This window comes from Arhodomonas sp. SL1 (genome assembly GCF_052060015.1).
In the GTDB taxonomy this organism is placed as follows: Bacteria; Pseudomonadota; Gammaproteobacteria; order Nitrococcales; family Nitrococcaceae; genus Arhodomonas.
The window spans coordinates 1-15,735 of the sequence record NZ_JBPODZ010000024.1; the positions used below are offsets into that span (position 1 = coordinate 1).

Sequence of the window (15,735 nt, forward strand, 5' to 3'; positions counted from 1 at the left end):
CTACTGGCGCAAGCCGGTTTTCTGGTCTCGGAGTTACTGCATTATCAGCGTCGGCGGTGCGCCGCTCTCGGTGCTGAGGCACTACATCGAGCAACAGGAAGCGCCGGAGTGATCGCGCTTCGCGCCATGCACCGCTTCACCACCCCCTAAGCCGCATAGCGGCTATAGGCGGAGCACTGCGGCGCGGATTGGTCGAGGGTGCCCCCGTATACCAGCAGGAACCCCCAGAACGCGAACGGCAACAGCCACTCCTGCATCGATCTCCCCTTGGGATCTCCGGCCTTTGGTGGCCGCCGAGCATCCGTGCTGGCGACCCCCGCGGCAATGCGTAATTGTGCTTAGCCGATCCGCAGCACCGGGGGGGCGCCCTGCCGGCGTTGCCACAGCCGCGCACCAGCGAGGAGGAGGACGGAGAGTGGGATCAGGTAGCCGAAGAACGCGGCGAAGGCACCCAGACCGGGGATGCCCAAGACCAGCAGCAGGTTCGGGGCGCAGCATGCCGAGCCTGCCAGCAGCGCCGGGATCCCGGCGAGGGTGCCGGCGCGACGGCCGCCGGCGCCGCAGGCGGCGGGCCGGCGGCGCAGTGCCAGGGCGCCGTGGATGTTGGTGGCCACGAGCAGGGCCAGGAGCAGGGCAATGGCGAGATTCCCCGGGCTGATCAGCCAGACCAGGTAGCCGGCATCGAGCCGGGCGACAGCCTCGAAGTGAAAGGGACTGCGCATCCCCAGCCACGCGGCCGGATTCCAGTCCCCCACCATCATCCCCCAGGTCGGCGGTCCTGCCCAGTCCATGTCACCGAGGGCGTAGAGGTAGAGCAGCGCATAAGCGAAGCCGACCGGGACGGCGACGCGACGGGGCTCAATGGCTGCCATCAATCACCTCTGTATCCGGATAGAAGGCCGCCCAGGCGAACCACATGGCCTCGAAGGCGTTGACCGGTTCCAGCGCCTCGCTGCCGGGAAAACGCGGGCCCTCCGGGATAAACCGGATGTCGTCGGGGTCCGGCGCGGCCTCGCCCCGGTACACCCATCCGGTATCCAGGCCGGGGTCATGGATGACGAGGTAGGGCGTGCCGTCAACCTCCCGGCTTAGCACCTTTCGTTCGCGAAGCGCGTCCCGGTCCACGGCCACCGCCCGGTCACCGTCGCGGAAGCCCAGGACCACCCGCTTGGGCGCGTAGCGGTGGTCCTCATGGAGGACGGGGAACATGCGCGTGTCCTCCCGGTAGTAGCCGCTGGGCGGGTTGTAGCCGCCGTAGGGGTCGCGCCGGTAGTTGCGCACGTGACCGGTATCGGTGGTCAGTACGCGCGTGTCGGGATGCCGTTCCTTCCAGTCGCCCCACGTCGTCCAGAACACGCGGAGCTCCTCCAGTGCCTTGCCGGTGTGGGGCCCCTGGATGCCGGCGCCCAGGATCTGGGGCCAGAATGTGTCGCTGGCGCGGTCGTACATCACCAGGTTGCTGTTGATCAGCCGGCCGGAGACGCCGAGCTCCGTGTCGCCGCGGCGGAAGCCCAGCGCCGTACCGGTGAGCGGGCAATAGCTGATGCTCACCGCCTCGCCGCCGACGGTGTCGTTGACGATTTCGTGCCATACGAGGATTTTCTGGGGATAGGCACGGGCCTCGCCGTTGCGATGGACGCCGATGACGATATCGCCATCGTCCAGGTAGTCGTCGCCATGGGCAACGCCGGCAAACTCCGGGGTGTCGACGGAGGGGATGCCGTCCTTCGGCGGCCCGCCGGATTGAATGGCGCCTTGGTAGACGGAGGGCGCCTCGGGCAGTGCGGCGTCGCCGGCCAGCGGCGGGGCGTCGCCGGCCCCGGCCGTGGCGGCCAGGGCCAGGCCCGTGAGCAGGGTGGTGACTGTCCTCATAGCGATGGCTCCGGGTTGTTTGGTCTCCCCCAAGGCAACCCGAGGGCCACGGTGCGCTCAATGCGTAGTTCAACGTAGATGCCGGCTCAGGCGTCGGCGCCGATACGCTCCAACGCCTCGTCGGTGGTCCATAAGGCATTGGCAATGTAGCGGAAATTGATGATGGCGGCCTGGTAGCCGTCGCCCTCGGGGAGCTTGGCCGCGGCCGTGGCGTCGCGCACCACCGCTACCTCGAAGCCCTGTTCCAGCAGCTCGCGGAGGTGGGACTCCACGCAGAGGTTGGCGGACATCCCGGCCAGGACTACCTGGTCGATGCGGCGTTTACGCAACTGCAGGATCAGGTCGTTGTGCTCGGGGCCGTAGATCTTATGGGGCGAGGCCACGATGGTCTCGCCGTCGTCGATGTATTCCTTGTACTCGGGCAGGAAATCGGCGCCGGAACCATCCAGGCCGCTGACCTTCAGCGGGCCTTCCCGGTCGAACATACCGATGGCGTGCATCAGCTTCTCCAGCGGGCCTCCGAAGTCCCAGCGGTGGTCCTGCGGGTAGTAGTAGTGGGGCGAGATCGCCACGGGCAGCCCGCTTTGCTTGGCGCTGCGAAGCAGTCGACCGATGTTCTCCACGGTGTTGTGCTCGCGTACGCTCTCACCCACCACCTTCCAGGTCACCCCGTCGGGGCTGAGGAAGTCCACCTGCGGATCGGTGACCACCAGCGCCGCCCGCGCGGGATCGAGCTGGAACCCGGTCTCGGGGAGTGCGGGCTCGGCAGGGTCCGCGTAGGGATCACCGGCGGCGTGTGCCGTTGGCACGAAGCCGCTCACTGCGGTGGCGGTGATACCGGCCGCGGTACCCATCAGGAAGCGCCGGCGGCCGTTGTCCTCGGGCGTGTTACCGGCACGGGGGGTGGTGTTGCTATAGTCGTCGGTCATGATTGCTGCTCCTGGTTGCATCGCTGCTGACACCCCGGAGGTTACGTACCGGTGAGTGCCGTATCGTCCGAAGGGCGTGCCATCCCGTCCGATCCTCCCTCAACAGAGGCCGCCGGGGCGCTGCTGCGCTCCCTCGAGGTGGCCGTAGAGGCCTTTGCGGTCTGTGATGTGCGGGCGGGCTGGCGGCTGGAGGCCCCGGCCCAGGGGCGGGTGGTGGTGCATTACGCCCTCCAGGGGGAGGGGACGCTGCGCTTCTCCGCCGGCGGGAGTGCCAGCTTTGCGCCCGGCACGGTCGTGCTGGTGCCAGCTGGCGTCAGTGCGCGGGTCACCGCGCCGGCGGGGTTGCGCGGCGGCAGCACCCGCTGCAGCCCGGCACGGAGCCCGCTGCAGTGGCTCTCCAGTGGCGGGGATCCGGGGCTACCACGGGTGCTGCTGGGCTGCGGGATGGTATCGGCGCACACCCCACTGGGCCGGGGACTCTTCGATCAGCTCCCACGTCCGGTGGTGGTGGCCGGTGGGGACGACCCCCGGCTCCTGGCCGGTCTCGACGAGCTGCTCGCCGAGATCGCCGAGCCGGGGCTCGGCAGCGCCGCGTTGAGCTCGGCGCTGATGAAGCAGTGCCTGATCCGGGTCTTGCGCCGACTGGCGGTGGATGGGCATCAGGGGTTGCCCCTGCTGCGGGCGCTGCGGCAACCGGGGCTCGCCGCGGCGGTGGCGACGATGATCGAGGATCCCGCCAATGCCCCCTCCCTGGAGGGCCTGGCGGAACGGGCCTGCATGGGCCGCTCCACTTTCGCGCTCCGCTTCCGGGAGGTGTTCGGGCAGTCGCCGCGAGCCTTTCTCAACGAGCTGCGCCTGCAGGAGGCGGCCCGCTGCCTCGTGGACACGGCCCTGCCCGTAAAGACCGTGGCCGCGCGGGCCGGCTACCGCAGCCGCAGCCATTTCTCCCGGGCGTTCAAGGCCCGCTATGGCAGCGATCCGGACAGCTACCGCAGCAGCGCCCGCGGGTGAGGGCGGGATACTCCATGGTGCCGACATGGTTCATGCCCGCGGGGGCGATGAGCCCCCGCGAAATGCCTCTACGGCCGGTGGGTGAATATCGGTAAGGAAAGCCGCCAGCGGATGGCAGCGAGCCGCAAGGCGAGGGCGACTAGTAGTCCGCACCAAACGGCCAGGGAGGGGGGCGCCTGCAGCTCCAGGAGGGCCACGGTGGTCAGCGATCCCGCGAGGGCCGCCGTGGCATAGAGCTCGCGCCGGAGCACTCGGGGCACCTCGCCGGTGAGCACGTCGCGGATCAGGCCCCCGGCCACGCCGGTCATCACCCCCATGAGTGCCGCGATCCCCGGCCCGGTGCCGGCGGCGCGGGCCTGCTCGGCGCCGATCACGCAGAACGTCGCCAGCCCGAGGGCATCGGCGAGGGGCAGCAGCCGAGCCGGCAACAGGGCGGTGCGGGTGAGCACCACGGTCAGGAGCCCCGCCGCCGAGGCCACCCAGAGGTAGACCGGGCGCTCGATCCAGAAGACCGGGGTCAGCCCGAGGGTGAGATCGCGCAGGGTGCCGCCGCCGATGGCGGTGACGACGGCCAGCACCAGCACGCCGAAGAGGTCGAGATCCTTGCGGCCGGCCGCTAGGGCCCCGCTGGCGGCGAAGACGGCGGTGCCGAAGAGATCCAGCCAGAATATGACGGCCATGGCCTCACGGTGCCCGAGGTGGGGCCCGAAAGACCACCGTGCGGTTGTTGGCGGGCATCCGGTGGCTCTGCTCCAGCACGAGGCCATGACGGGCGGCCTCCTCGGCCACCGCCTCGAGATCGCGTATCCCCCAGCGGTGATCGCGGATCCGCAGGTGGGTGTCGAAGGCCTCGTTGCTCGCCGCCGTGTGCGTGCCCTGCTCACGGAAAGGCCCGTAGAGGACCAGCACACCACCGTCGGTGAGGCATTGGCCCGCTCCCGCTAGCAGTGCCTCGGTGGCCTCCCAGGGCGAGATGTGCACCAGATTGATGGCCACCACCGCATCGAAGGGCCCCTCCGGCCAGGCTTCGGTGGTGACGTCCAGGGCTATCGGGGGCAGGAGGTTGTTCCGGGCCTCGCGGGCCCGCCACGCCTCGATGGACGTCAGGGCCGAGGGGTCCGGATCACTCGGCTGCCAGCACCAGCCGGGCATGGCGGCGGTGAAGTGGGCGGCGTGCTCGCCGGTGCCGCTGGCCACCTCCAGGACCCGGGCCGTCGCCGGCAGGACCTGCCGCAGCACCTCCAGGATGGGCCCTCGGTTCCGGCCGGCGGCCGGGGTGGTCTGTGGCTCGGCAGCGCTCACCTCAGGACTTCCCCGCCGCGAAGCCACCGTCCACCAGCAGGTCCGCGCCGGTGATGAAGCTGGCCTCGTCGCTCATCAGGAATACCGCGGCGTTGGCTACCTCCTCGGGGCGGCCGAGTCGGCCTACGGGGTGCAAGTCGGTGAGAAAGTCCAGGGTCTCCTGGTCCAGCACCTCCAGGAGCGGCGTCTTGATATAGCCCGGCGAGATGCTGCTTACCCGGATGCCCTTCGCTGCGCCCTCCAGGGCCAGGGTGCGGGTGAGGTTGAGCACCCCGCCCTTGGCGGCGGTGTAGGCGGCGGTCTCCGACTGGCCGAGGTGGCCGAGGATGGAGGCGCAGTTGACGATGCTGCCGCCGTGTTCCTGCATGTGGCGCATGGCCTCCCGGGCCACCTTGAACACGCCGCTGAGGTTGATGTCGATAATGTGTTGCCAGTCCTCGTCGGTATAGTCCACCGCCGGGCACAGCCCGCCGACGCCGGCGTTGTTGAATACACCGTCGACGCCGCAGAAGTCGGCGGCCTCGCGGAACAGCGCGGCGACGTCCTCGCTGCGGGTGACGTCCACGCGGACAAAACGCGCCTTCTCGTCGCCCAGTTCCGCCGCCAGTGCTTCCCCGGCCTCGGCGTTCATGTCCGCGATGACCGCGCGGGCGCCCTCAGCGACGGCGCGGCGGATGGTCGCCTCGCCGATGCCACTGGCCCCGCCGGTGACGATGATGCCTTTGTCCTTCAGGCGCATGGTGGGATTCCCCTGTCGATGTGATGGCGTGAGGCTACCAGAAGAGCACGGCCTCGGGGTGGTGGTGATGATGCGGGTCAAGCACGCCGATCGTCGCCGACGAGCTGCTACGCTCATGGGTAGAAGGATCGTGGCACCATGCCGCCAGGGCGCCCGATGCGCGGGGAGGTGGTTCGATGGCAGACGATGACCGAGGGAGTGCGCTGCGGCGGGCGCTGCTGCTGCGCCCCGGCGAGCTCCCCGGGTTGGTGGGGGCCTTCCTCTACTATTTCTGCCTGCTCTGCAGCTATTACATCCTCCGGCCGGTGCGTGACGAGATGGGTGTACGCGGTGGCGTGGAGAACATGCAGTGGCTGTTTACCGCCACCTTCGTGGCCATGCTGCTCGCTGTGCCGCTGTTCGCGGCACTGGCGGCGCGCTTCCACCGTCGTGCCCTGATCCCCACCGTCTATGGGATCTTCATTGCCTGCATCCTCGGCTTCTGGCTGTGGTTGCGCGCGGACTACGCCATGGCCTGGGGGGCGCGGGCCTTCTTCGTCTGGCTTTCGGTGTTCAACCTGTTCGTGGTCTCGGTGTTCTGGAGCTTCATGGTCGATCTCTTCGACGAGGCCCAGGCGGCGCGGTTGTTCGGGGCCATCGCCGCGGGCGGCAGTGCCGGGGCCATCCTCGGCCCGGGCCTCACCGCGGTGCTCGCCCAGCGACTGGATCCCCATGCGCTGCTCCCCCTGGCGGCGTTGGTGCTGGCGCTGACCCTGCCTTGCATGGCGGCGCTGAACCGCTGGTCGCATCGTCGTGCGGATGGTGGCCGGCGGCCGGACGGTAACGAGCGACCCCTGGGGGGCACGGTCCTCGAAGGGGTGCAGGCGGTAATCGGCTCGCGCTACCTGCTCGGTATCTGTGCCTTCATCTGGCTCTACACCACCTTGGCCACGTTCCTCTATTTCACCCAGGCGACGATTGTGGAGCGCGCCTTCACCGACACCGGCGACCGGACCTCGGTGTTCGCGATCATGGACTTCGCCACCAATGCTCTGACGGTGGGGCTGCAGCTGTTCGTCACCGGCCGGCTCGTAAAGCGCCTCGGGCTCGGCCGTGCGTTGGCCCTGGTCCCGCTGATCGTCGCCGGCGGCTTCCTGGTGCTTGCCGCGCTGCCGGCCCTGTTGGTGCTGGTCGCCTTTCAGGTACTGCGCAGGGCGGGTAATTATGCGGTGGCCCGGCCGGGGCGGGAGATGCTGTTCACCGTCGTGCCGCGCATGCAGAAATACAAGAGCAAGAACTTCATCGACACCGTCATCTACCGGGGCGGCGATGCGATCGCCGGCTGGGTGTACACAGGCCTCGGTGCGCTGGGGCTCGGGGTGACGGGGATTTCGCTGGTGGCCGCACCCATCGCCCTGATCTGGGCGGCCATCGGTTACCGGCTCGGAGTGTCCCAAAGCGATGAGGCGCGCAGGCAGCGCGAGGAGGTCAGCAATGCGTCAGCACCCAATTCCGCGGGGATCTGATCTCCGCCTCACCCGGAGGGGGTTTCTCGGGTTGTCCGCCGCCGCCGGCGCACTGGCGCTGCTCGGCCCTGGTGGGTTTGCGGCGAGGGCGGAGGAGGGCCTCATTCGCAGGGCCATCCCAGCCTCCGGCGAACGGATTCCCGTCATTGGCCTGGGGACGGCACGCACGTTCAATGTGAACCCGGCCGACACCGCCGCCATGGAGCCCCTGAAAGCGGTCATGGCCCGGTTCTTCGAGGGCGGCGGGCGGTTGGTGGATTCCTCGCCGATGTACGGTCATGCCGAGTCGGTGGTGGGTCGGTTGGCGATGGAGCTCGACATCGCCGATGAGCTGTTCATGGCCACCAAGGTCTGGACGCGGGGCCGCGAGGAGGGGATCGCGCAGATGGAGCGCTCCGCCGAGCGCATGGGCGTCGAGCAGCTGGAGCTGATCCAGGTGCATAACCTGGTCGCCCTGCGTAGCCATCTCAATACCCTACGGCGTTGGCGACGGGAGGGGCGGGTGCGCTATATCGGCGTGACCCACTCGCGGACCTCCGCCCACGAGGAGCTCACGCGCATCGTCGAGAAAGAGCCCATCGACTTTGTCCAGCTCAACTACAACATCGCCGAGCGCAACGCCGAGCGGCGGCTGCTGCCGGCGGCGGCGGATAATGGCGTGGCCGTGCTGGTCAACGAGCCCTTCGAGAAGGGGACGTTGTTCCGCCGGGTGCGCGATCAGCTCCTGCCGGAGTGGGCCGGGGAGGCTGGGGCGCGCAGCTGGGCGCAGTTCTTCCTGAAATTCATCGTCTCCCACCCGGCGGTAACCTGTGCGATACCGGCCACCAGTGACCCCGAGCATGCGGCGGATAATGTCGCGGCCAGTCATGGGGTCCTGCCCGACCGGGAGCTGCGCGAGCGCATGGCCCGGCATTTCCACGATCTCTGAGTATACAATGCCCGGCCATGAGCGAGACTGCCGAATGGGCCGGGCACTGGGACGTGGTAATCGTCGGCGCGGGGGCGGCGGGGCTGATGTGTGCGCTCGCCGCCGGTGCCCGGGGGCGGCGGGTGCTGGTGCTCGAGCATGCCAACCGGGTGGGCAAGAAGATCCTGATGTCCGGCGGTGGGAGGTGCAATTTCACCAATATGCATTCCGGCCCGGAGCACTTCCTCTCGTCCAACCCGCACTTCATGAAGTCCGCGCTCAGTCGCTATACCCCCTGGGACTTCGTGGCGCTGGTGGAGCGCCATGGCATCCCCTATCACGAGAAAAAGCTGGGTCAGCTGTTCTGCGACCGCTCCTCGAAGGACATCGTGGCCATGTTGCTCAACGAGTGTGCCGCCGTCGGCGTGCAGGTGGTCACGCGCACGCCGGTTTCCACGATCGATGCCGGACCACCCCATGCCTTGGTGACTGCCGCCGGCGAGGTACGCTGCGATTCCCTGGTGGTCGCCACCGGCGGTTACTCCATTCCCAAGATGGGGGCCACAGGTTTCGGCTTCGACTTCGCCCGTTCCCTCGGGATTCCGCTGCGCCCGACCCGGGCGGCGCTGGTGCCGGTGACACTGGATTCCCGCCTGCTTGGACGCCTCCGCGACCTCTCCGGCGTGTCCGTTGACACGGTGACGCGCGCCGACGGCGGCACGTTCCGGGAGAATGTGCTGTTCACCCATCGCGGCCTGAGCGGGCCGGCGGTGCTGCAGGCCTCCTCGTACTGGGAACCGGGCATGCCGATGGAGATCGATCTCTTCCCCGACCGGGATATTGCGGCGTATATCCGCGACATGCGGGTGTCGAGGCCGCGGCTAACCCTGGGGAACCTGCTCGCCGAGTGGTTGCCGAAACGGGTGGCCCGGCGCTGGTGCGCGCTCTGGCTGGGCAACCCGCGGCTGGAAGTGCTGGACGATGTTGGCATCGAGCGGGTGCAGCAGGCGTGTCAGCCCTGGACGGTATGGCCGTCGGGCACCGAGGGGTACCGGACGGCGGAGGTGACCCTGGGGGGCGTTGATACCGAGGCCCTTTCCTCCAAGACCATGGAGTGTCGGGACCATCCGGGCGTATATTTCATCGGCGAGGTCGTCGACGTCACCGGGCACCTGGGCGGGCACAACTTCCAGTGGGCCTGGGCTTCGGGGCATGCGGCGGGGCAGCACGTATAGCGGCAGGGAGGTTTGGTCATGGCCAACGGTTGGGCGAGAGAAGGGGCGGTGCAGGAGCAAATCGACTCCACGGTGGGTGACGCCCTGGAGCGGGTCCGCTCGCGACTGCCGGCGGGCGAGGGGCTCAGCCACTGCGAGGAGTGCGGCAACGAGATCCCGGCCCGGCGCCGGGAAGCGCTGCCCGGCGTGCGCCTGTGCGTGGCCTGCCAGCAGGAACGCGACGCTGAGCAGGCGGCGACCTTCAGCACCTACAACCGTCGCGGGAGCAAGGACAGCCAGCTGCGTTAGGCAGGCCTGTATAGCGCCGAACACCCTGCGGAGGACAGTGCCGGCCTGCATATCCCCTAACGCTTGCCTCTATGGGATGCGCTCACTCGAAGGAAACCGTGACCGACGGGTCTCCAGGCAGCCCACGATGAACTACTCCCGCCAAGCCTTTCAGGCTATGGCGTGAGTTTCGCGCTTCGCGGGGCGTGCCGGATCATCCGGAGGATGATTCGGGCTTGCCGCCCTCCACGCCTCGGCCGGTTCCCGACCGGATACCTGCTGCTCGGCCCAGGCCATCAAAACCCGTGCGGCGTTTTCATCCCGTGTGCAGGATGCGCCACAGGGGCACTCATGGCGCCGCTGGCTGAGCGGCTTTCTCGCCTGACGCCCGCAGGCGTTACAGGTCTGCGAGGGCTTGAGCTGCCGCGTCGGTGCTTCCATCGCCCAGGCACCAGCCTCTTCCGCTTTGTACCCGAGCATTTGATGGAAGGCCCCGCCGGCGGCATCGAGGATGCTGCGGTTCAAGCCCTTTTTGTACTGACCGCCCGCGGCGGTCATGTCGTGGATGTTCAGCGCCTCCAGCCCCAGGGCAGCGAATTGCCCGACAAGCCGCGCCGTCGCCTGATGCAGGAAGTCGTGGCGCTGCTCCGCCACCTTGCGGTGAAGGCGTCGCAGGCGCTCGTATTCCCTTTGGAGCCGGTTGGAGACCGGAAAGCGCCGCTGTTTGCCGCACGCCTTCTTGGCCGCCTCCTCCTTGCGGGAGATGTCACGCTGGACCCGGCGGATCTCGTGCAGGGTGCGGGCCAGGTGGCGCGGATTGTCGATGGTTTCGATCCCCGCGGGCGTGGCCACGGTGGCGAAGGTTTCCAGCCCCCAGTCCAGACCGCCCAACTTCTCGCCGCGCTCCCGCTCCGGCGCGCAGTCCAGCGTGATGCTGGCATACCACCGCCCGCCCCGTTTGACGATCTCGCAGGTCTTCGGGGTGCCGGGTGTACGGGGTTTGCCCCGAAGGGTCACCCTGCCAACGCCGGACAGGCGCAAGGCCCCGTGTTTCATCCGCTCGTTGGTAATCAGACGCCAGCCGTCGCCGTGCGCCTTGTACCCCCAACCCTTGAAGCGATGCAGCGACTTGAAGCGGGGAAACCCGGGCGTTTCGCCGTTTTTCACCCGCCGGAAGAAGTGCTGGAACGCCAGGTCCAGGCGCTTGAGGGTGACCTGCTCGGACTGGGCGTTAAGGCCGCGAAGGAGTTTCGATTGGGTCCGCCACTCAGTGAGGCGTTTGCACTGAGCCGAAAAACCCAGCGACTCCTGCCGCTCACCCCAGGCCCGGCGTCGTTCGGCCAGCGCCTCGTTCCACAACAGGCAATGGACCCAGCGTTGGTGCTCCAGGGCGGCAAGCTGGGCCGCCGTGGGGTAAAGCCGGTATGTGACCTTGCGCTGGACCATGCCGCCAATATACAAGGAGTTTGCCGAACACCTGCAATTCATCACCGTCGGCGGTGCGCCACTCCCAGTGCTGAAGCAGTATATCGAGCAACAGGAAGCCCCGGAATGATGGCGCTGCGCGCCATGCGCCGCTTCACCACCCCCTAAGCCGCATAGCGGCTATAGGCGGAGCACTGCGGCGCGGATTGGTAGAAGGGCAGGGCGCCGAAGTCCGCCGGCACGGTGGCGCCGTCATCGAGCAGCATCTGCGCCAGCAGCACGCCGCGCACCGGCTCGGTGGCGCCGAACTTCTCCTGAGCCGCCCGGGAGGTGAGGCCGGCCTTGTAGCCGACCGGCTCCCCCCAGTGTTGCTACAGCCGCTGGACCAGCTTCCCTTGGGCGCAAAGACCATCGTTGCGGGACTCCACGGTGGGGGCTTCCGTGGGTGCGGCGGTGAGGATGTCCTCGGCCAGCGCATCGATGGCCGCGTCGTCGGGGCAGGCCGACGATGCAAGGGCGGGCATAACGATGAGGCAGAACGCTATGGTGAGGGTGCGGGTCCGCATGAGGACTCTCCTCCGGTGATTTCTGTCTTCCGGGGAACAGGATGCGTTATCCGGATGCTCTCTCGGAAGCTGTTCCGGGGGCGGGCACACGGTTGTCGATCTCATAGAGTACCACCCCCTCGTGCTCCGGTACCGGTTGCTCCCACGGCCGCTCGGCGAGCATATGTCGGGCGTCGCGCTGTCCGCAGGCCCGGTGATCGGCGAGGGTCTGGGGCAGAAAGGTGAAGTCCTTGGCCCAGGAGCGATAGGCCTGGCCGCGGTAGATGAGGTGGACCAGGTACATCGTGGTGGTGCAGCCGAGCTTCGACAACTCCTTGAGCTCGGGATCCCGGCGGCGCTCCGGCGGCAGCGCCCGGTAGAGCTCGCCGACGGCATGACGCAGGGCATGGAGTTGGCGGTGGTGGTCGACCTGGGCGCGGGAGCGGCTGGCGTAGATGATGTCCTTGCGCCGGTCCTCGAGCTGGTCCAGGTCCTCTGGGGTGCGTCCGGCCGGGTCGAAGAGATCCACCAGGAAGCACAGCGTGTCCCGGCGCGGGTTCGCGTCCAAAACGGCATCGAGTGGCGTGTTCGAGAGCAGCCCGCCGTCCCAGTAGCTGTAATCGCCGATGGGTACCGCCGGGAACGCGGGGGGCAGCGCGCCGCTCGCCATGACATGGCGCAGATCCAGACGTCGCTCGCGGTTGTCGAAATACACTTGCCGCCCGGTTTCGACCTCCACCGCGCCCAGGCTCAGGCGCGCGGGCCCTTCATTGAGGCGCTCGAAATCGATCAGTTCGGAGAGCGTTTGCTCCAACCCGGAGAGATCGTAATGGCCCACCTCGCCGGACATCATGGGGCTCAACCACGCCCCGCCCGGGCGGGGGGTGAAGAAATTGGGCTGTCCCCAAAGCATGGTGCCCATGGCGCTGGCGATATTGATGGATTTCCGCCAGGGGTGCTCCGGCGGCGGGGCCGGCAGCGTTTGGGGCCAGGAAATGCGGCGCCAGAACGCCTCCAGCGCCGCCACCCGTCGCTCCGGGGGGTTGCCGGCGAGGATGGCTGCCTGGATCGCGCCGATGCTGGTGCCCGCGAACCAGTCGATATCCGGGCCGGCCTGCGCCAGCGCGTCGAATACCCCCTGGTGGTAGGCGCCCAGGGCCCCACCGCCCTGAAGGACCAGGGCGATGCGCTCGAAGTGCGGGTTGATACCGGCCATGACGTGTCGCTCCCTCATTGGCGTGCCGGTGGGCAGGGAATCGTACCCCAGCATGTCAGCGATGCCCGTGCATGGATATAGGGGCTGGCCCTAGTGACGGGCATGTCAACGGTGCGCACACCGAATGCCACCGGGCGGACTGTCGCTTTCCCACATCCAACAAGCCAGGCAGGGCGCGGACAATCTGTGCACGAACCGGCTTTTCCACCCAAGTCCGGGCGCTGACCATCCCGGGGATGACCGACGGCGTGGCGTGATGCGTCCAATGACGTCTCCAGGACATGCGCGGTATGCTTCTCATGTTGGGGGAAACGCGACCGGCTCCTGTAGTAGTTTGCGGTGGGAACCATGGGGTGTTTCCATTCCGCAAAATTCAGGTATAAAAAATGGGCCATCTTTAATGAGCGGGAGTATGAAGTCAGAGAAAAACGTAGCCGATATTGCAGCGCTTGTTCGACGTACTGTAGTAATCGTTTTCGGATGCGCGCTTGTCGCGGGAGCGATTGCCTTTTTTATAACTTTTCGCGCCGCTGCCTACGATCACGTACAGGACGAGGCACGCGCGTTGATGAATACGGCAATGGCCATTCGCGGATATACGGTCGAGGAAGTTCGTCCTGAAATCCGCCAGCGCTCGGGGTACGAAGAAGGGGGTGATTTCCACAGTCAGACAGTGCCGTCCTATGCCGCACAGGCCGTTTTTGACCGTCTTGAGACCGGCGGTTATAGCTACCGTGAAGCGGCTCTGGACCCCACGAGTCCGGAGGATCGCGCAACCGCATTCGAAACCGACCTTATCAATAGGTTTCGGAACGGTTCGGAGGGCGGTATGATTTCTGGGACCCGTCAAGAGAACGGGATCACCGAATTCTATCAGGCCCGCGCTATCCGGATTGAAGACCAGGCCTGCCTAGAATGTCATTCTACACCGGAGCGCGCACCAGATCCGATGTTAACGGAATACGGTGCAGATGGTGGATTTGGTTGGGAGATGGGAGAGGTGGTGGGTGTTCAGATGCTCACAGTTCCCATCGATAAAGAATACGCCATGATCTACGAAATACTGGCAATATTTTTCACGCTAATGGTGATTTTGTTTGCGGTTATTTCGATTGTTGTCGTGCGGCCCCTGCAGCGTAACGTCATACGACCACTCCGTGAGCTTGCCGTTGTCACCGAGCGTGCCAGTCTCCGGGGTGGGGATGACCCGCTGCCGCAATATGGGGCTGCCGAAGTGCGGCGGCTGGCCACGGGGGTCGAGCGACTGCGCCGCAGTCTGCGTACAGCACTGCGTGAGAGCCAGCGGGACGGGGATCAGTGATGCGGGGGGTGCTCTTTACTGCCGCCGCGGCCATTGTGGCCTGGGTGTTTCGTTACTTCATTGCGGAATACGGCATTTTCGATGACCTGCCGATTGTCCGTAGTGCGGTGGAAATGGTGGCCCTCGCCGTGATCGGCGTGTTGGCCGTGCAGGTGGTGGGGTGGGTGGTATCGGATCTCGTGTTGACCGATCTGCTGCGGGTGACCCCGACAGGGCTGGGCCGTGTCCTGATTTATGTGGGTCTCAGTCTAGCGGCGGGGATACCCATCCTCACCTATTTCGGGATCAATCTGGCTACCCTACTGACTACCTCGGCGGTCATCGGGGCGGTATTGGGTCTTGCCCTCCAGCAGCCGCTCAATAACCTGATCTCGGGTCTGAGCCTGTCCTCCGATCGGCTGATCCAAGTGGGTGCCACGATGTGGTACGACGGTGTGCCGATGGAGGTCGAGGCACTGAACTGGCGGCATGTCATCGCGCGGCGTCCCGACAATGTCGTGGTGGCCGTGCCGAATACGAGTCTGGCTAACGAAACCCTCACCGTGATGCCGGAGGACGGTCCGACTCGTTGCGAGGTGACGCTGGATCTCCCGATCAATGTAGCCCCCGATCGGGTCACTGCCGCATTGTCGGACGCCTTGGCGGACGTGCCCGATCTGGACAGCGGTCGAGCCATCACGGTTGCCCCGGCAGGGACCCGTGGCGAGATCAGCACAATGACTTACCGGATTCGGGCATGGGCACGGCGCTATCCCGACCGGGACCGGATAGAGGGGGAAATCCTGCGTCGTGCGTGGTATGCCCTGGAGCGGGCAGGCATTCCCCTGCCCAGGAGTGAAATGTTCCGCCTGCCGCGCTTCGACGAGGAGGACCTGCGTTGGCGGCTGGCCTCGTTGCTTCCTGATTTTCCGGCGGATGACAGGGATCGCGCCGCGAACAGCGCTCGGCTGTACCGCTTTGCCGCCGGCGAGCGGGTGGTGCTTCCCACGGGGTCACAGGGGCTTGCGTATATCATCGTCGGCGGCACCGCGGAGTTCTCCCAAGCGCGCTATCTGGAGCTGCTCGAGTATGGGCGGGCGGCGGCGGGGCGGCTTCCGGAACATGCGACGGAAACCCTCTCCGATCCGGCCCGTCTGCGCTCCGTAGCCTCCTGGCTGGCGGAGGAGACCGGCCCTGTGGCCGAGCGTCTCATTCAGGAGGCAGTGGTGGATGCCCGCGATTGTGAAGATCTCGTCGCACGCATCGCGCCGTATCTGTCCGATGAGAGCGCATCGGAGAAATTGCGTTCCCTCCTCGAGCCAATCCAGGCGGGGGATGCGGGTCCCGGTTATGTTGATAGGCTGCACGTCGATCTCGTCCAACGTGCTGTTCCCGTCAAGCCGATCACTCAAGTTCCACAGCCACAGCGATAAGTTATTGATCCGTCGGTGGGCGGTTGGCATTTTTGGCACAACTACGCGA

General features: G+C 66.9%; 17 protein-coding genes. 8 read left to right on the top strand and 9 right to left on the bottom strand.

Annotation, left to right across the window (positions count from 1 at the left end; all coding sequences use genetic code 11):
• On the top strand, positions 1-112 hold a 112-nt coding region (locus ACQ754_RS16355; RefSeq protein ID WP_440998130.1), incomplete at its 5' end, for a transposase.
• A gap of 226 nt (positions 113-338) precedes the next feature.
• Here ACQ754_RS16355 and ACQ754_RS16360 read toward each other — a convergent pair.
• The 3 genes from ACQ754_RS16360 to ACQ754_RS16370 all read right to left on the bottom strand — a co-directional run bounded on the left by ACQ754_RS16360 (position 339) and on the right by ACQ754_RS16370 (position 2,801).
• Positions 339-872, bottom strand: a complete 534-nt coding sequence (locus ACQ754_RS16360) for a hypothetical protein (protein ID WP_440998114.1) — start codon at positions 870-872, stop codon at positions 339-341.
• Complete coding sequence (locus ACQ754_RS16365; protein ID WP_440998115.1) at positions 859-1,872, bottom strand: DUF3179 domain-containing protein; 1,014 nt, start codon at positions 1,870-1,872, stop codon at positions 859-861. The genes ACQ754_RS16360 and ACQ754_RS16365 overlap by 14 nt, the downstream gene beginning before the upstream one ends.
• Positions 1,873-1,958: 86 nt before the next feature.
• Positions 1,959-2,801 carry a cysteine hydrolase gene (locus ACQ754_RS16370; RefSeq protein WP_440998116.1) on the bottom strand — a complete coding sequence of 281 codons (843 nt, stop codon included), beginning with the start codon at positions 2,799-2,801 and terminating at the stop codon, positions 1,959-1,961.
• A gap of 51 nt (positions 2,802-2,852) precedes the next feature.
• On the opposite strand from ACQ754_RS16370, the gene ACQ754_RS16375 reads away from it, so the two are divergent.
• Positions 2,853-3,812, top strand: coding sequence for an AraC family transcriptional regulator (locus ACQ754_RS16375; RefSeq protein ID WP_440998117.1), 960 nt, complete (start codon positions 2,853-2,855; stop codon positions 3,810-3,812).
• A gap of 68 nt (positions 3,813-3,880) precedes the next feature.
• Here the strand turns inward: ACQ754_RS16375 and ACQ754_RS16380 are convergent, their stop codons facing one another.
• Genes ACQ754_RS16380 through ACQ754_RS16390 form a run of 3 tightly spaced genes read right to left on the bottom strand, consistent with a single transcriptional unit; the run spans position 3,881 to position 5,853 of the window.
• Positions 3,881-4,492, bottom strand: a complete 612-nt coding sequence (locus ACQ754_RS16380; protein ID WP_440998118.1) for a trimeric intracellular cation channel family protein — start codon at positions 4,490-4,492, stop codon at positions 3,881-3,883.
• Positions 4,493-4,496: 4 nt separating this feature from the next.
• Positions 4,497-5,114: a DUF938 domain-containing protein gene (locus ACQ754_RS16385; protein ID WP_440998119.1), complete on the bottom strand. Its 618-nt coding sequence runs from the start codon at positions 5,112-5,114 to the stop codon at positions 4,497-4,499.
• Between the two features lies 1 nt (position 5,115).
• Complete coding sequence (locus ACQ754_RS16390) at positions 5,116-5,853, bottom strand: SDR family NAD(P)-dependent oxidoreductase (protein WP_440998120.1); 738 nt, start codon at positions 5,851-5,853, stop codon at positions 5,116-5,118.
• A gap of 176 nt (positions 5,854-6,029) precedes the next feature.
• On the opposite strand from ACQ754_RS16390, the gene ACQ754_RS16395 reads away from it, so the two are divergent.
• Genes ACQ754_RS16395 through ACQ754_RS16410 form a run of 4 tightly spaced genes read left to right on the top strand, consistent with a single transcriptional unit; the run spans position 6,030 to position 9,788 of the window.
• On the top strand, positions 6,030-7,358 hold the full coding sequence (locus ACQ754_RS16395) for an NTP/NDP exchange transporter (protein WP_440998121.1): 1,329 nt from the start codon (positions 6,030-6,032) through the stop codon (positions 7,356-7,358).
• Positions 7,327-8,286: an aldo/keto reductase gene (locus ACQ754_RS16400; protein WP_440998122.1), complete on the top strand. Its 960-nt coding sequence runs from the start codon at positions 7,327-7,329 to the stop codon at positions 8,284-8,286. Before ACQ754_RS16395 ends, ACQ754_RS16400 begins: the two co-directional genes overlap by 32 nt.
• A 17-nt stretch (positions 8,287-8,303) precedes the next feature.
• The gene (locus ACQ754_RS16405) at positions 8,304-9,500 is read left to right on the top strand and encodes an NAD(P)/FAD-dependent oxidoreductase (protein WP_440998123.1); all 1,197 of its coding nucleotides are present in this window, start codon (positions 8,304-8,306) and stop codon (positions 9,498-9,500) included.
• A gap of 18 nt (positions 9,501-9,518) precedes the next feature.
• Positions 9,519-9,788, top strand: a complete 270-nt coding sequence (locus ACQ754_RS16410; protein ID WP_440998124.1) for a DksA/TraR family C4-type zinc finger protein — start codon at positions 9,519-9,521, stop codon at positions 9,786-9,788.
• A gap of 150 nt (positions 9,789-9,938) precedes the next feature.
• On the opposite strand, the gene ACQ754_RS16415 is transcribed toward ACQ754_RS16410, so the two are convergent.
• The 3 genes from ACQ754_RS16415 to ACQ754_RS16425 form a co-directional block, all read right to left on the bottom strand.
• The gene (locus ACQ754_RS16415; protein WP_440998125.1) at positions 9,939-11,213 is read right to left on the bottom strand and encodes an RNA-guided endonuclease InsQ/TnpB family protein; all 1,275 of its coding nucleotides are present in this window, start codon (positions 11,211-11,213) and stop codon (positions 9,939-9,941) included.
• A 350-nt stretch (positions 11,214-11,563) separates the two neighbouring features.
• Complete coding sequence (locus tag ACQ754_RS16420) at positions 11,564-11,758, bottom strand: hypothetical protein (RefSeq protein WP_440998126.1); 195 nt, start codon at positions 11,756-11,758, stop codon at positions 11,564-11,566.
• Positions 11,759-11,804: 46 nt separating this feature from the next.
• A complete protein-coding gene (locus tag ACQ754_RS16425) occupies positions 11,805-12,953 on the bottom strand; it encodes a patatin-like phospholipase family protein (RefSeq protein ID WP_440998127.1) in 1,149 nt (382 codons plus the stop codon).
• Between the two features lie 412 nt (positions 12,954-13,365).
• On the opposite strand from ACQ754_RS16425, the gene ACQ754_RS16430 reads away from it, so the two are divergent.
• Together ACQ754_RS16430 and ACQ754_RS16435 are read left to right on the top strand one after the other, a co-directional pair.
• Positions 13,366-14,274: a c-type heme family protein gene (locus ACQ754_RS16430; RefSeq protein ID WP_440998128.1), complete on the top strand. Its 909-nt coding sequence runs from the start codon at positions 13,366-13,368 to the stop codon at positions 14,272-14,274.
• Positions 14,274-15,686: a mechanosensitive ion channel family protein gene (locus ACQ754_RS16435; RefSeq protein ID WP_440998129.1), complete on the top strand. Its 1,413-nt coding sequence runs from the start codon at positions 14,274-14,276 to the stop codon at positions 15,684-15,686. The genes ACQ754_RS16430 and ACQ754_RS16435 overlap by 1 nt, the downstream gene beginning before the upstream one ends.
• Positions 15,687-15,735 lie beyond the last annotated feature (49 nt).

Excerpts from the sequence above, each read along its gene's own strand:
- ACQ754_RS16360 (WP_440998114.1), bottom strand. The coding sequence starts at position 872 with ATGGCAGCCATTGAGCCCCGTCGCGTCGCCGTCCCGGTCGGCTTCGCT.
- ACQ754_RS16365 (WP_440998115.1), bottom strand. The coding sequence starts at position 1,872 with ATGAGGACAGTCACCACCCTGCTCACGGGCCTGGCCCTGGCCGCCACG.
- ACQ754_RS16370 (WP_440998116.1), bottom strand. The coding sequence starts at position 2,801 with ATGACCGACGACTATAGCAACACCACCCCCCGTGCCGGTAACACGCCC.
- ACQ754_RS16380 (WP_440998118.1), bottom strand. The coding sequence starts at position 4,492 with ATGGCCGTCATATTCTGGCTGGATCTCTTCGGCACCGCCGTCTTCGCC.
- ACQ754_RS16390 (WP_440998120.1), bottom strand. The coding sequence starts at position 5,853 with ATGCGCCTGAAGGACAAAGGCATCATCGTCACCGGCGGGGCCAGTGGC.
- ACQ754_RS16395 (WP_440998121.1), top strand. The coding sequence starts at position 6,030 with ATGGCAGACGATGACCGAGGGAGTGCGCTGCGGCGGGCGCTGCTGCTG.
- ACQ754_RS16400 (WP_440998122.1), top strand. The coding sequence starts at position 7,327 with ATGCGTCAGCACCCAATTCCGCGGGGATCTGATCTCCGCCTCACCCGG.
- ACQ754_RS16405 (WP_440998123.1), top strand. The coding sequence starts at position 8,304 with ATGAGCGAGACTGCCGAATGGGCCGGGCACTGGGACGTGGTAATCGTC.
- ACQ754_RS16410 (WP_440998124.1), top strand. The coding sequence starts at position 9,519 with ATGGCCAACGGTTGGGCGAGAGAAGGGGCGGTGCAGGAGCAAATCGAC.
- ACQ754_RS16415 (WP_440998125.1), bottom strand. The coding sequence starts at position 11,213 with ATGGTCCAGCGCAAGGTCACATACCGGCTTTACCCCACGGCGGCCCAG.
- ACQ754_RS16420 (WP_440998126.1), bottom strand. The coding sequence starts at position 11,758 with ATGCGGACCCGCACCCTCACCATAGCGTTCTGCCTCATCGTTATGCCC.
- ACQ754_RS16425 (WP_440998127.1), bottom strand. The coding sequence starts at position 12,953 with ATGGCCGGTATCAACCCGCACTTCGAGCGCATCGCCCTGGTCCTTCAG.
- ACQ754_RS16430 (WP_440998128.1), top strand. The coding sequence starts at position 13,366 with ATGAAGTCAGAGAAAAACGTAGCCGATATTGCAGCGCTTGTTCGACGT.
- ACQ754_RS16435 (WP_440998129.1), top strand. The coding sequence starts at position 14,274 with ATGCGGGGGGTGCTCTTTACTGCCGCCGCGGCCATTGTGGCCTGGGTG.